The following is a 13,653-nucleotide window of genomic DNA, read 5'->3' on the forward strand; positions in this document are numbered from 1 at the left end:
AGCGTGCTCAACCATGCGAAGCCCGGGCTTGGTCGCCGGATGCGCTGAAGAAAATGGCCTGTGTCGGACACTCGCTGGCGGCCTTCGAGATCGCCGCCGCATAGTCGGCCAGCGGCGCGTCAGGCAGGATTCGCGTCCGGTTCGTGTCGTAGTCGAGCGCGAAGACCTGGGGGCACAGCGCCGCGCAGTTGCCGAAGCCGCAACACATGCCGTTCAGGATTTGGACAGTGATTTGACTCATGGTCGTTCAACCTTACTCGGGGCGGAGCGAGACAGTCATGCGCAGGAGCATCGGGAAGGTCAGGTCCGGCACGCGCTCGAAGCGCGTTTCCGTCAGCCGCATGGCGGGAAATCGCTGGAAGATCGTGCGCAGCAGCACGTCGCCTTCCAGCCGGGACAGCTGCGACCCCAAGCAGAAATGTCCGCCGCCCGCGAACGCCAGATGGCGGTTGTCGGGACGGTCGATGAGGTAGTGGTCGGCCTGCGCGAAGCGGTTCTCGTCCCGGCTCGCCGCATGCAGCCCCAGCAATAGCCGCTTGCCCTGCGCGACGGGCTGGCCGCCGATCGTGAGCGGCTCGGACGCGTAGCGGTGCACGAAATGCACCGGCGAGTCATAGCGCAGCGACTCTTCCCAGGCGGTGCGAGCCAGGTCGGGCTGAGCCACCAGCCGCGCCCGTTCGCCATCGTGGTTCAGCAGGGCCAGTACCGTGTTGGTCATTGCCACCTTGGTGGTGTGGTAGCTGGCCACCAGGAAACCGATCAGCGTGGTCACCAGCTCGGAGCGCGTCAGGCCGCTGTCCCTGACCTCGGCAGCCATCAGCGCACCGACGAAGTCGTCCTCGGGCAGTTTGCCCTTGAGCGTGTCCAGCACGTCATCCATGTACTCGTAGTAGAAGGCTGCCGAGGCATCAGCCTCGGCCAGCCGTTCCGGCGTGATGTCCGACACGCTCAATACCGCATTCAGGCCGTGCTGGCGCGCGAACAACTCTGGGGCGTCGGACACCGGCACATGCAGCAACCGACAGGCGATTTCCGCGGGCACCGGATCGGCGAAGGAAGACACGAAGTCGATTTCGTCCTGGCCCTCGAGCCTGTCCAAATGCTCGACGATTACCTTTTCCACCCAACCGCGCATGTTGGCGACGGTCTTGGGATTGAACGCAGGGGTGACGATGCGGCGGATGCGGGTATGGTCGGGCGCGTCAATGTTCGGCAGCGACTCGCGATAGAAGCGTGCCCCCGCGCCCTGGCCGATGCGCTCGGGAAACACGCCGGGCGCCTGCTGCACGGTCGCCAGCGGATTGCGCAGCGCTTCGTCCACATCGCTGTAACGCGTCAGGACGATGCACTCTTCGCCATTGATGTCCATCTCGAAATGAGGAAAGTCGCTTTGCAGGCGGCGATAGGTCGGATATCGGTCGGCGAGGAAAGCCGCGGACTTGAGATCGGGGAGGTCGGTAGAGCGCATCGCATTCTTCTTGAAATGGGTGAACGATCCGCCGCGCGTCTTGAGTCCAGCCTAGTGTCTCCTGTGCTCGGAACGTCTGCGCTTTGGTCTGGTGAGAGTATGGTTTCGCGCCGCCGTGCAAGGGACCCGTTTCCTTTTGCGAAAGCGCCACCGGCGGGGGTTGTTCGGATGCTCGGGGATTCACGGATTGCGCGCCCGTCCGACAGTGTTTACCTTCCGGCATGGCCCCTCGAGTAAAAATTGGTGCCACATGTCCCCTCCCCGGAGGGTCGAAATGGATGGAAGACACAGATGGACCCGATAAGCGCCGCGCTTGACGCTTGCCACCTCGCCGAGATCGAGGCGGGCCAGGCGGAATCCAGCAGCCCATGGGCCGTGCACATGCCCGGCGGCGTCTGGCCGGTGTCGCTATATGTGTTCACCGGCGCGGGCTGCAACCTGCTCATGACCCGTTCGGGGCAAAAGAACGCGGTGCGCGACAAGACCGTGTGCCTGATCCTGCGCGCCCAGGAACATATCGTCCAGGATGCGTTGCACACCTCTCCCAACCAACCCGTTGATCTGCGCAATCCCGCCAATGCCGACCGCTTCCGTACGCTCACGTTCGGCGAGTCGCCTGATACGGGCGTCACGTCGACGTTCTACGCCGGCATGGCGCCAGCCAAGGGCACGAGCACGGCGCTGTTCGACGCGTTGCCCGACGTGCTGCAACTGGACTTCGACGAACTGCCGCTGTGGCTGTGCCGCGCGACCGAATCCATCCGCGACGAACTGACTTCGCAGCGCCCGGGTTTTCGCGCCGTGGCGTTGCGCCAGGCCGAGTTGGTCGTGATCCACTTGATCCGGCACTACGTCGCTGCGCACACGGCGCTACTGCCGGCATGGATAGCGCTGCCCGACGATTCAAGGGTGGCGCTTGCGCTGCGCGAGTTCCACCGCGACATTTCCCGACCTTGGACGTTGGAAATGCTGGCCAGCGCTGCCGGAACCTCGCGCTCGCGGCTGATCGCCGCGGCGCAACGGGAGCTGGGCGCGGGCATTTTCAATTACATGACTCGCATCCGAATGCAGGAAGCCGCGCGCCTGCTTGTGGACACTTCGATGTCGGTGGGCCGGATTGCCTGGCAGGTGGGCTACCAATCTGAAGCGGCGTTCTCGATCGCGTTCAAGCGCTACAGCGGCGAGCAGCCGAGGCAGTTCCGTGCAGGCGACCGGCGGCCGTTCGCGCTACGGTAGGCCGATGCTAACTGCACAAGATTTGTGCGCCAAGCTGACCTCTCAGCTCGCTCAGCTCCGCTTCATCTGCCCCGCCCTGAGCTTTCCATCAGCCAGGCTCAGAGCGGCGCACCAGTCGAGCTAGAAGTGGTGTTCAATTCCCTCGTACTCGCCTGCAGCAGCGTAATCTCAGTGACCGGCAGCTTGGTCGACCTGAACGGCCCTTGCCACGTCCGGCTGCTGAGACCGACGCAATCCTGCGCCGCCAACTTCCCTGCTACCGCTGGCGCCGTCGGCCCTGTGGATGGACGTACTGCCGCTTGTCGCGCGCAAGGTAAATGGCCGCTTAGGGTTGGAAGCGCTCCGCCAAGAACCGCCGCTTTCCTTGCCCACCCACAAGCGCTATGCGATCTGCATGGAGGGAGAACTGTCGATACCAGTATTGCCAATGGCCTTGTTGCGATATGGAGCCGATAGAACAATCTGTTTCGAACCTTGTTTCGAAAGGATTGGTCGTATGAAAATCGCTTTTTTGCACACGATGGAAGGGAATGACGCGGTCTTTGGACTCGCGGCGGTGAAAGCAGGTTGGTCATCAGATCAGATTCGTCATGCGACTCGCGAGGATCTGCGGCAGGCCATGGCGCAGCAGTCGGCGCCGGGCAGCGCGCATGGGCTGGTCCACGAAGCGTTGCGGGGCTTGATGATCGACGCTGACGCAGTAGTCGTGACATGCGCGACGCTTGGCCCCGCAGTCGACACCATGGGAACCGTCGACGTTCCCGTCATCCGGGCAGACACGGCCCTGGCTAAAGCGGCGTCGAGCGCCGGAGGAAAGCTTGCCGTCCTCTGCGCGGTCGAAGCAAGCATTGCACCGAACCGGGCGCTCTTCGAGCACTATGCGGCCGCCACCGGCGCGAGCGTGACGGTCCAATTGATCCCTAGCGCCTGGGCGCTTTACCAGGGAGGAAACCAAGCGGCAAGCATGGTGGCCTGTGCGCAGGCCGCGGATGAGGCGTACGCCCAGGGCTTTGATGTCGTGGCCTACGCCCATCCATGGATGGCGGGATCTGTGGGGTTAGTGGGAAACAAGCGTCGACCGATCCACGGGGTACAGGCAGCGCTGGACGCGGTCCGCGCCACGCGGGAGGTGTAGCGAGGTCCCGCTATATCAAGAATAGGTGTCAGACTGGACCAACCTGATTTTCGGACAGTTCGGTTAAGGCGCAGAGGCCTCGACCTAGGCAGCGGAAAAGCCGCTCGATCCGCTCTTAAGAAATTCGATTAGCGCTTTGTTGACCTCTTGCGGCGCCTCCTGCTGCAGCCAATGGCCGGCCCCAGGGATGATTTTGGTCGAGCGCAGGCGCGGCACGATTTCTGGCATGGCTTCAATGATGCGATCCATCCCGGGAATCGCCAGCCCGGTGTCCCGTTCTCCCACAAGATACAAAGCGGGGACTTCCACACTTTTGCCCTCCAGGGCCGCCTGCAAAGCCCAATTCCGGTCCAGGTTCCTGTAGTAGTTCAGCCCGCCACGAAAGCCGCTGGTTTTGAAGCCCAGGATAAAGGCATCTAGATCGCCCTGGGTAAGCCATGGCGGCAACTCATCAGGAATTGGGAGCGAGGCGAGGAGGCCTTCCCCTTTAGCCATCATGCCAAACGGATTTGGCGTTCTCGGGTCGTTGCGCGGGCCTGCCTGACCTGACGCCGCCCAGTAGATCGCGCGTAGCGTTGCGCCGACGTCCCGCTCGAATTCTTTTTCGGCAACGCCGGGCTCACCAAAATGGTGCGTGTAAAACACCGCCGAGTCTGTTTTTGGAAACAGTCTGCTCGGCATGATCGGAGCCCTGCGCATCATTGGAACTCCCAAGGCGACAACCGCGCGAAAGACATCGGGTCGCAGTTGCGCGGCCTGCCATGCGATGCTGGCGCCCCAGTCGCCGCCTACGATCACCGCATCTTCTGCTTGCTCGCTCTCGACCAACGCGACCAGATCGCCGATCACATCCATCGTCGTATAGGCCGCCACGTCCGACGGACTTTCGCTGCCGCCGTAACCTCGCAGGTCCGGGGCCACCGCCCGAAAGCCCGCCTGGGCAAGCGCCGGCAGCTGATGACGCCACGCATGAGAGGTTTCCGGAAAGCCGTGGCACAGTAGAACGAGGGGCCCCTTACCGAGCGCAGTCAGGTGGATCTTGATGCCGTTAACGTTTACATCGCGCGTTTCGAGCTCAGTCATGGTGCCATCTGATAGGGAAGCCTACGGAGCGTCTATAATATCGTAACTTTGACTGTTATGGAATAAGGTTTTCATGAGTTGCGACACTCGCTTTGTTCGTTTGTTGCACGTCCTGGTTCACATGGACTTGCGCGGTGGCACGACTACATCGGGTACGCTGGCCAAGATGCTGCACACGAATGAGGTCGTTGTACGGCGGACCATGGCGGCACTGCGCACAGCCGGCATGGTTAGCTCCATAGGAGGTCGCAATGGAGGGTGGACGCTCGCCAAATCGTTGAACACGATTACAGCGCAAGATGTCTTTGAAGCTATCTCCCACGGCGCTGTGTTTACCATGGGGCCTGCCAACGACAATCCCGCTTGCCCTGTCGAACTCGCCGCCAATCAACTGATTGTTGACGCCATGCGAGTAGGCGAAAAGGCGCTGCTGCAATACCTGGGTACGTGCTTGCTTTCCGATTTCGCTGCGCAGATTCGGGCAAGGTAGACGCGCTCAGGACTCGCTACGGTCGTTCGCTGGGTGAGGGCGCCCCGGTCGGCTACGACGGCCTCCGGCCAGAAAAGGATGGTTCATCCCGCCGCGCAGGAGCTACGCCAGGCCTGAATGGCTTCCATGACCGCGTCGGAGTGCAGACGGTCCACGTTCCGGTCCTTGTAGGGCGACGAGCTACCCTTCACCCCCGGCGCAGAGAAATCTATCGTTTCGGCCAGATCGCATAGATAGCCGCGACCTCCGGCTCTGTATGCTCGGAGCTCATCGTCATTTAGCTGGATCATGAAGCGATATCCGACCGCGTCATGTGAGCAATTGACGTCCAAAAGAAGGCCATCGGCGATTTGCAGAAGAAACCAGAACTGCGGCTCGTGATCAATGACTATCATGCATTCCCTTGTGACTGGGCGCTGGGTTCTACGAGGTGTCCGGGGATCGTCCAGCCCTAGGCGGCTTCCAGCTTCGCAGCGCGCCTGCGCCGCAGTTCGACCACCTGCTCCGCGCCGACAGCCCGAGCGCGCAACTGGCCACAGCCGCCGTCCACATCCTGCCCGGCGCTATTCCTCACCTTGGTCAGCACGCCACGGCGTTGCAGAGAACGGACAATCTCATGAATGCGTTCGGCATCGGGGCGCTGGTAGTCATCCCCTTCGAGGCTATTGAAGGGAATGACGTTGAGCACGCCGTATTTGCCCTTCAACAGACGCACGACGGCATCGAGTTCGTCGTCGCCGTCGTTGATGCCCTTGAGCAGCGTCCATTGATACTGGATCGGATAGTCGGTGTCGCGGGCGTACTTTTCGCCGAGTTCGACCAATTCTTGCGGCGCGATTCTCGGCGCGCGCGGCAGCAGGTGCGCGCGCAGTTCGGCCTTGGTCGTGTGCAGCGACAGCGCCAGCGCGGGCTTGACGCGTTGGCGGGGCAGGGCGTCGAACACGCGCGGGTCGCCCACGGTGGAGAACACGAGGTTCTTGTGGCCGATATTGCCTTCGGTGCCGAGCAGGTCGATGGCTTCGAGCACGTTGTCCAGGTTGTGCGCTGGTTCCCCCATGCCCATGAAGACGACTTTCTTCACCGCGCGCAGACGCCGCGCCAGCACGACCTGGGCGAGGATTTCCATGCTGGTGACCTGGCGGATCAGGCCGCTCTTGCCCGTCATGCAGAAGCGGCAGCCGACCGCGCAGCCGACCTGGGTGGAGACGCAGAGGCCGTCGCGCGGCAACAGCACGCTTTCCACCATCTGCCCGTCGGCCAGTTCGACGAGCAAGCGCGAGCCGTCGCTGCCGGCGTGCTCGGAGCGGACGCGGGCGAGGCCGTCCAGTTCCGCCGTCAAGGCGGGCACGGCACCGCGCAGCGCGAGAGGCAGAAAGTGCTCGGAACTCCGCCGTCGCGTGCCGGTGTCGAGCGCTTGCCCTTGCAGCCAGACGCGCGCGATCCGGCCGCGATGGACGGGCAGGGCGCCGAGAGCGGCGAGGCGTTGGTCGAAGTCGGAGTAGCGCATGGGGGGCGCATTTTACCCCGCGCCGGGAACGGCCATGCGGACAAGTGGCGACCGAGGGGGCGTCGGCTGAACGAGACCGATTTTTCGGGTGCCATCGCCAGCGGCGCAGACCCGATGGCCGCTCCCGTCCTGCGAACTACAATGCGAGCCTGACATAAGGAACGCGGGCTCACGCTGTGAGTTCCAATGATTGGCGAGCGCAATCGTCAAGCAGGGCGCTCGTCGACGGAGTCCCTGCACGGGCGCCCATGCAAGCGGGATTGGCTGTTGCGTACGAGGGGATTCAGGCTTCTTGCCAGTCGAGCTGGTGTCCTGTTCCGTTAGGTAATGACATTAATTTTTCATACTGGCAAACCGCGACAACTCCGATGCGTACCACCATGAAATTGCTCTCCATCGTCCTGGCCGCTGCAGCGGCAGCCGTGGGCACGCTAGCCGTTATAGACATTAGCCATGCTGAACAGATCGGCGCAGTGGATACTGTCTTCAAATTGATTGGCCCGGACCACAAAATCGTGGTCGACGCCTATGACGATCCCAAAGTGCAGGGCGTGACTTGCTACGTCTCGCGCGCCAAGACCGGCGGCATCAAGGGGGGCCTGGGCCTGGCCGAGGACCGCTCCGACGCCTCTATCGTCTGCCAGGTCACGGCAGCCATACAGATTACCGAGCCGCTCAAACAGCAGGAAGAAGTGTTTACCGAGCGCACCTCGCTGCTGTTCAAGCGTCTGCGCGTGGTGCGCATGGTGGACGCCAAGCGCAATACGCTGGTCTATATGACGTATTCCGACCGGGTCATCGAAGGCTCGCCCCAGAACAGCGTAACGGCCGTGGCCGTACCCCACGGCACGCCCATCCCGCTCAAGAAATGAAGGCAGGCCTCACTCTGGGGCTGCAGGCCATCGCGCTAAGCAGCGCATGGGTCCATCCAGCCCGCTGACCGCGCCCTCCCTGGCAATGCGTCGGAGCACGACATCAAGGTCAGTCTGGTGGGGACTGGCGCCTTTACTTTATTTACCCCGCCCCTGGGCGCGGACTGTCGCAGAGCAGAGGATCTCGCTACGCATACCTCTTGGCGCCCGCCACGCAGACCACCGCAGCCAGCGTCACGATCAGCATCGTCCAGCTGACATTCTCATGCAGCAATACCGCCGCCAGCCCCAGCCCCATGAAAGGCTGGAACAACTGCAATTGCCCCACCGCCGCAATCCCGCCCTGCGCAAGCCCGCGATACCAGAATACGAATCCAATAAGCATGCTGAAGAGCGACACGTAGGCGAATCCAAACCAGGCGGCCGCGCTGACATGTTCGAACGTGGCCGGCATGGTCAGTAGCGCGATCGGCAGCATGACGGGCAGCGATAACACCAAGGCCCAGCTGATGACCTGCCATCCGCCCAGTCCGCGGGAGAGCTTGGCGCCCTCGGCGTAGCCCAGCCCGCAGACGACGATGGCGGCGAGCATGAGCAGGTCGCCGGCGGGCGAGGCCTCCAGGCCGCCCCATGCGGCATAGCCCGCGACGCAGGCGGCGCCGACGATGGAGAACATCCAGAATGGCGGACGAGGGCGTTCGCCGCCGCGCAGGACGGCGAAGATGGCGGTGCTTAGCGGCAGCAAGCCCAGGAAGACGATGGAATGGGCGGAGGTGACATGCTGCAAGGCCAGGGCCGTCAGCAGGGGGAAGCCGACGACGACGCCCAGGGCGGTCAGCGCCAGGGACGGAATATCGGACAGGGAAGGCCGGGGCTGGCGTAGCAGCATCAGGAGCGCGAGGCCCAGCAGGCCCGCGATGGCGGCTCGCGCGCAGGTGAGGAAGATGGGATCCAGATCCGCGACCGCGACCCGGGTCGCGGGCAGGGAGCCCGCGAAGATGACGACGCCGATAAAACCGTTCACCCAGCCGCTGGTGGCCTTTTCCATCTGGAGCTCCTTGATACGGCCCTCAGTACATCACGGCGGTTGTTCCGAGTCCACGCACAATCCAGTACAATTTTAAGAAACTGTTATGTACTGAAAGCCAGTACGGCGGAGAACTCCATGGCGCGTGGCGGCACCCTCATCAAGAAAGTCATGGGCGAGATCCAGGGAAGGATCGCTGCGCGCACCGCCTTGCCTGGCGCCCGGCTGCCCTCCGTGAGAGTGCAGGCCAAGGCGCTGGCAGTGTCGGTATCCACGGTGGTGGAGGCCTATGAGCGGCTGGCGGCCGAGGGGGTGCTGGTGTCGCGTCCGGGCTCGGGGTTTTACGTGGCCGGTCAGGTCGCGCCGCTGGCGCTTACCGAGATGGGGCCGAAGCTGGACCGCGAAGTCGATCCGCTATGGGTGTCGCGCCAGTCCCTGGCCGCGGATGCCGACACCTTGCGGCCGGGCTGCGGGTGGCTGCCGGTCAGCTGGATGTATGAGGACGGCTTGCGGCGCGCCATGCGCGGCATGGCGCGGGCCGAGGCCGCGGAACTGACCGAGTATGGGACGCCGCTGGGCCATGCGCCGCTGAGGCAGTTGCTTGCGCGGCGGATGAGCGGCATGGGGATAGAGGCCGGGCCCGAACAGATCATGCTCACCGACTCGGGGACGCAATCCATCGATCTGATCCTGCGCTTTCTGCTGGAGCCGGGAGACACGGTGCTGGTGGACGATCCCTGCTACTTCAATTTCCACGCCTTGCTGAAGGCGCATCGCGTCAAGGCGGTGGGGGTGCCGTACACGGCGAACGGCCCGGACGTGCGGGCGTTTGAAATCGCGTTGCGCGAACATGCTCCGCGGCTCTACATCACGAACTCCGGCATACACAATCCGACGGGGGCCACGCTCTCGCCCCTGGTCGCGCATCGTTTGCTGAAGCTGGCGGACGACTCCGAGATGGTGATCGTCGAGGACGATATCTTCGCGGACTTCGAAAACACGCCTGCGCCGCGCCTGGCGGCGTTCGATGGATTGTCCCGGGTGATCCACATCGGCAGTTTCTCGAAGACGGTGTCGGCGTCGGTGCGCTGCGGGTACATCGCGGTGCGGTCCGACTGGATGGAAAGCCTGACCGATCTGAAGGTGGCCACGACCTTTGGCAGCAGCCGGCTGGCGGCCGACCTCATCTTCAGGACGCTGACTGGCAGCGGCTACCGCAGGCATATGGAATCGACCCGGCTGCGCCTGGCGCAGCAGATGGACAAGACGGCCGCGAAGCTGCAGAAGCTGGGCATCAAGCCGTGGCTGATGCCCAGGGCGGGGATGTTCCTGTGGTGTCGTCTGCCCGAAGGCAAGGACGCCGCCACTGTCGCGCGCTTGTGCCTCAAGGACGGCGTGATCGTGGCTCCGGGCAATGCGTTCAGCCAGTCGTTGGCCGCGGGGGATTTTCTGCGGTTCAACGTTGCGCAGTCCACGGATGAACGGATGTTCACGGTGCTGGCGAAGGCGTTGGATGCGGCTTGAGGGGCGGGGTGGCGGCCGGCGGGTAATAGCCGGCCCGCCTCCCGCGGTGGGCCAGGAGCCGACATTCCGCAGTCGCTCAACGACGTTGACCACGTCCGCTCTAGGTTGATGACGAAAATCCCCAGAAGCGCCGCAATCAGCGTGGCCTGCGCGCGGTGCCGCCCCTCTGGTGCCAGGGCATCCCCATCGCACTTACCAAGGCTGTTTGGTGGGACCGACCGTGAACTCGTTGATTGTGGTGTCGTCGGGCTGATCGAGCGCGAAGGCGACGACGTTGGCGATCCGGTCCGGGGAAATGCCGTAGGTGTCGTACAGACCCTGCATCTGGTCGAGCGACGGCTTGTCGCTGATGGTCCCCAGCAGTTCGGTATTGATGGCGGCCGGGTAGATCGTCGCCGTGCGGATGTTAGTGCCTTCCATGGCCGACTCGATGCGCAGCACTTCCATGAAATCGCGCACGAACCATTTCGTGCCGCCATAGACGGCGCTGCCTGGGTAGGCCTTGAGGCCTGCCACCGATGAGGTGGCAATGACGTGGCCGGATTTCTGCGCTAAGAACTCGGGCAGTACGGCCGCCACACCATTGAGCACGCCCTTGACGTTCACATCGACCATCTGGTGCCAATCGTCGGTCTTCAGCGCGGACAGCGGCGAAGTCGGCATCAGGCCGGCGTTGAGAAAGATGGCGTCCACGCGGCCATATCTGTTCTTGGCCAGTTTGACGATGGCGTCGTTGGCAGGCTGGTTGGTGACGTCCAGCTCCTGATACACGGCTTGGCCGCCGTGCTGTTTGATTTCATCGGCGATCCGCTTCAGATTGTCTGCACGCCGAGCGCCAAGCACGACCTTGGCGCCCTTGCTGGCGAGCAGTTTGGCCGTCGCCTCTCCGATGCCGGATGAGGCGCCGGTGATGATGATGACTTTGTCTTTAATCACGATACTCTCTGCCTTTATCTGTTCGAGTGGGCTATTGCTTGCCGACGGGAAGCGTTGCCAGATGCCGATCCAGCGCCTCGCTGGCGCGGCGGGCCATGTCGGCATCCACGCGGGACGACAGCACCTGGGTGAGCTGGCGCAACTGACTGACCGTGATGCCGACGTTCATGCTGATGCGCATGTGCGCCTGCAACTGCGACTCGGCGCCGGGTAGCGCCGAGAGCATGCCCACGGTCGCCAGCTCACGGCTTTGCCAGTCCAGGTTGTCGCGCTCGAAGATGTCGCCGAACAGGTGTGCGCGCAGGTACTCGTTGGCGATGGGCGCGAAATCGAACAGCGGCCCCTGCACCGGGCCGCCCGAGAGCTTGGTCTGGTTGGCCGTGCCGGCGGCCAGCAGCGCATCCCCTTTGGGGATGGGGCGGCTGGGCTCGCGCCCCGGCGCATCCTGGATGCCGCGCTGCTTGCGCGCATCGAGCGCCTTCATCAGTTCGCCTAGCGCATTGAGGCTGCGCGGAAAGCCGGCATAGGCGTAGAGCTGCACCAGGATTTCACGAGCGTCGCTCACCGTCATGCCAGCATCCAGCCCTTGGTTCAGCGCGGCATTCAGCTTGGCCATGTCGCCCGCGGCGGCGAGCGCTGCGATCGGCACGATGGCCTGCTGGCGGGCGGTGAGGGTTTCAGAAGCGCTTGCTGTTGTCATTTGAGATTGGGTCATGGGTTTGGTGTCCTTCTCATTCGCTGCGTGTCCCAGCGTGGTGACCAGGCTCAGGGCCACGGCCAACGCACCAACATGAAGCCGGATGCAGCGGGTCTTAGCGGGCGTGGTATTGCTCATCGGTCACTTTCTCCATCCAGGTCACGTTCTTGCCGTCCACGGTGCCGGTTACGGCTAGGTGCGTCATGGCGGTATCGGGCGCGGCCCCGTGCCAGTGTTTGACGCCGGGCGGGCACCACACCACGTCGCCAGGGCGGATGACCTGCACGGGCTTGCCCCATTCCTGCGTCAGGCCCACGCCGGAAGTCACCACCAGGCGCTGTCCCGCCGGATGCGCGTGCCAGGCGGAACGCGCGCCGGGCTCGAAGGTGACCAGCCCGCCGGAGGCGTTGATGTTCTTGTCGGCGGGCCAGACCGGATCAATGCGCGCGCGGCCGGTGAAGTATTCGGCGGGACCGGCCATCGAGGCCTGGTCGCCCGCGCGGGTGATCTGTTGTGCGCCAGCAGAGGGGCTGGCTTGTGGCTCGGCGGCCAACGCCAGGCTGGCGTTCAGCGCCGTCGCGCACAACGCAAGTCGGAGAACTGAGTGCATGGGGTTTCCTTTCTTGAGGGTGAAATGGCTCAGCCGCGTGGCGGGCCGGCGAGGTACTGTTCGTCGGTGACGTGCTCCATCCACTCGACGTTCTTCCCGTCCAGCGCCTCCTGGATGGCGATGTGGGTCATCGCAGTGGTGGGCGTGGCGCCGTGCCAGTGTTTGTATCCAGGCGGGCACCAGATGACGTCACCGGCACGGATCTCGACGATGGCTTCGCCCTCGCACTGCGTCCAGCCACAGCCGGCGGTGACGATCAGGGTCTGTCCCAGCGGATGGGCGTGCCAGGCCGAGCGCGCGCCCGGCTCGAAGGTGACGGCGGCGCAGGACACGCGGGCCGGTGCGGGCGGGTTGTTCAGCGGATCGATGCGGACCGTGCCGGTGAACCATTCGGCGGGCCCTTTGATGGATGGCTGAGATCCAGCGCGTTTGAGTTCCATGATGTTTTCCTTTCAAAGTTCGCAAGCGGACAAAGGCGGGCGCGTCAATGTCGCTCTGCGACTTCGATGCGTGCCTTTAGGGGACCTGCGGCGCGCAGCACCTGGATGTCACCATCGATGCGGCCGAGTTTGATCAGGCCTGGGGAATGCCTGAAGCCCTTGTAGAAAATGGCCAGGTTGCCCCAGGGGGCGTAGTAGGTGAGGTCGCCGATGGAGGGCGTCATGCCCGCCGGTGCGCCGGCCGTTGAGAGCTTCCTGGGCAACTGCGCGATCTTCTCGGTCGAGGCGTAGTCCTCCAGGTCCAGCATCAGCGGCAGCAAACCGAGAAAGTCTCGGGCGGCAGCGCTGTCCACCAGGGTCGCGGAAAGCACCTGCCCGTTAATCGTCATACGAATGTTCATGGAACTGACTCCTTGGCTCGGCGTTGCTGACGGCTGCGAGGCCATGGACCGCGGTTCATCCTTGCTTTCTTGAGCGTGAGCCGGGGTGGATGCCCAGGCCAACCACCACAGCAAAAGCGGCACATGCGAAACGGGATCGCATCAGGTTTCTCCTGGTTTCATCGCGGACTTGGATTGTGCGGGTACCAAACCCCAGGCCCGGCTCGTTTCGCAGTCCTTTCGACCGC

The 13,653-nt window shown here is 63.6% G+C and carries 16 protein-coding genes; 5 read left to right on the forward strand and 11 right to left on the reverse strand.

Translation table 11 applies throughout. The features are described 5' to 3' along the window. Positions 1–7: 7 nt before the first annotated feature. Both ACN6PJ_RS01025 and ACN6PJ_RS01030 read right to left on the reverse strand, forming a co-directional pair. Positions 8–241 (reverse strand): ferredoxin, encoded by a 234-nt coding sequence (locus ACN6PJ_RS01025; protein WP_427994032.1) that lies wholly within the window; start codon positions 239–241, stop codon positions 8–10. A gap of 12 nt (positions 242–253) precedes the next feature. Next, the gene (locus tag ACN6PJ_RS01030) at positions 254–1,468 is read right to left on the reverse strand and encodes a cytochrome P450 (RefSeq protein ID WP_427994033.1); all 1,215 of its coding nucleotides are present in this window, start codon (positions 1,466–1,468) and stop codon (positions 254–256) included. A gap of 291 nt (positions 1,469–1,759) precedes the next feature. Between ACN6PJ_RS01030 and ACN6PJ_RS01035 the strand changes: the two genes are divergently transcribed. Both ACN6PJ_RS01035 and ACN6PJ_RS01040 read left to right on the forward strand, forming a co-directional pair. Beyond that, positions 1,760–2,704: an AraC family transcriptional regulator gene (locus ACN6PJ_RS01035; RefSeq protein ID WP_427994034.1), complete on the forward strand. Its 945-nt coding sequence runs from the start codon at positions 1,760–1,762 to the stop codon at positions 2,702–2,704. Between the two features lie 496 nt (positions 2,705–3,200). Then, positions 3,201–3,839, forward strand: coding sequence for an arylsulfatase (locus tag ACN6PJ_RS01040; protein WP_427994035.1), 639 nt, complete (start codon positions 3,201–3,203; stop codon positions 3,837–3,839). Positions 3,840–3,923: 84 nt separating this feature from the next. Here the strand turns inward: ACN6PJ_RS01040 and ACN6PJ_RS01045 are convergent, their stop codons facing one another. Then, on the reverse strand, positions 3,924–4,922 hold the full coding sequence (locus ACN6PJ_RS01045; protein ID WP_427994036.1) for an alpha/beta fold hydrolase: 999 nt from the start codon (positions 4,920–4,922) through the stop codon (positions 3,924–3,926). A 73-nt stretch (positions 4,923–4,995) separates the two neighbouring features. On the opposite strand from ACN6PJ_RS01045, the gene ACN6PJ_RS01050 reads away from it, so the two are divergent. Continuing rightward, positions 4,996–5,412 carry an RrF2 family transcriptional regulator gene (locus ACN6PJ_RS01050; protein WP_427994037.1) on the forward strand — a complete coding sequence of 139 codons (417 nt, stop codon included), beginning with the start codon at positions 4,996–4,998 and terminating at the stop codon, positions 5,410–5,412. A gap of 83 nt (positions 5,413–5,495) precedes the next feature. Here the strand turns inward: ACN6PJ_RS01050 and ACN6PJ_RS01055 are convergent, their stop codons facing one another. Both ACN6PJ_RS01055 and ACN6PJ_RS01060 read right to left on the reverse strand, forming a co-directional pair. Then, positions 5,496–5,807, reverse strand: a complete 312-nt coding sequence (locus tag ACN6PJ_RS01055; RefSeq protein WP_427994038.1) for a hypothetical protein — start codon at positions 5,805–5,807, stop codon at positions 5,496–5,498. A gap of 56 nt (positions 5,808–5,863) precedes the next feature. Then, positions 5,864–6,919 carry an RNA methyltransferase gene (locus ACN6PJ_RS01060; RefSeq protein ID WP_427994039.1) on the reverse strand — a complete coding sequence of 352 codons (1,056 nt, stop codon included), beginning with the start codon at positions 6,917–6,919 and terminating at the stop codon, positions 5,864–5,866. A 368-nt stretch (positions 6,920–7,287) separates the two neighbouring features. Here ACN6PJ_RS01060 and ACN6PJ_RS01065 point away from each other — a divergent pair, with 368 nt between their 5' ends. Further along, a complete protein-coding gene (locus ACN6PJ_RS01065) occupies positions 7,288–7,791 on the forward strand; it encodes a CreA family protein (RefSeq protein ID WP_427994040.1) in 504 nt (167 codons plus the stop codon). A gap of 187 nt (positions 7,792–7,978) precedes the next feature. On the opposite strand, the gene ACN6PJ_RS01070 is transcribed toward ACN6PJ_RS01065, so the two are convergent. Next, positions 7,979–8,839, reverse strand: a complete 861-nt coding sequence (locus ACN6PJ_RS01070; RefSeq protein ID WP_427994041.1) for a DMT family transporter — start codon at positions 8,837–8,839, stop codon at positions 7,979–7,981. A gap of 117 nt (positions 8,840–8,956) precedes the next feature. On the opposite strand from ACN6PJ_RS01070, the gene ACN6PJ_RS01075 reads away from it, so the two are divergent. After that, on the forward strand, positions 8,957–10,342 hold the full coding sequence (locus ACN6PJ_RS01075) for a PLP-dependent aminotransferase family protein (RefSeq protein WP_427994042.1): 1,386 nt from the start codon (positions 8,957–8,959) through the stop codon (positions 10,340–10,342). Between the two features lie 192 nt (positions 10,343–10,534). Here the strand turns inward: ACN6PJ_RS01075 and ACN6PJ_RS01080 are convergent, their stop codons facing one another. From ACN6PJ_RS01080 to ACN6PJ_RS01100, 5 genes are all read right to left on the reverse strand, one after another. Further along, the gene (locus ACN6PJ_RS01080; RefSeq protein WP_427994043.1) at positions 10,535–11,278 is read right to left on the reverse strand and encodes an SDR family oxidoreductase; all 744 of its coding nucleotides are present in this window, start codon (positions 11,276–11,278) and stop codon (positions 10,535–10,537) included. Positions 11,279–11,309: 31 nt separating this feature from the next. Next, positions 11,310–11,993 (reverse strand): carboxymuconolactone decarboxylase family protein, encoded by a 684-nt coding sequence (locus ACN6PJ_RS01085; RefSeq protein WP_427994044.1) that lies wholly within the window; start codon positions 11,991–11,993, stop codon positions 11,310–11,312. A gap of 97 nt (positions 11,994–12,090) precedes the next feature. Then, a complete protein-coding gene (locus tag ACN6PJ_RS01090) occupies positions 12,091–12,585 on the reverse strand; it encodes a (R)-mandelonitrile lyase (RefSeq protein ID WP_427994045.1) in 495 nt (164 codons plus the stop codon). A 29-nt stretch (positions 12,586–12,614) separates the two neighbouring features. Then, positions 12,615–13,025 carry a (R)-mandelonitrile lyase gene (locus ACN6PJ_RS01095; protein WP_427994046.1) on the reverse strand — a complete coding sequence of 137 codons (411 nt, stop codon included), beginning with the start codon at positions 13,023–13,025 and terminating at the stop codon, positions 12,615–12,617. A gap of 44 nt (positions 13,026–13,069) precedes the next feature. Further along, positions 13,070–13,426 (reverse strand): cyclophilin-like fold protein, encoded by a 357-nt coding sequence (locus ACN6PJ_RS01100; RefSeq protein ID WP_427994047.1) that lies wholly within the window; start codon positions 13,424–13,426, stop codon positions 13,070–13,072. Positions 13,427–13,653: the final 227 nt, after the last annotated feature.

The sequence above is a fragment of the Achromobacter sp. genome, from assembly GCF_050285585.1.
Taxonomy (GTDB): domain Bacteria; phylum Pseudomonadota; class Gammaproteobacteria; order Burkholderiales; family Burkholderiaceae_B; genus Achromobacter.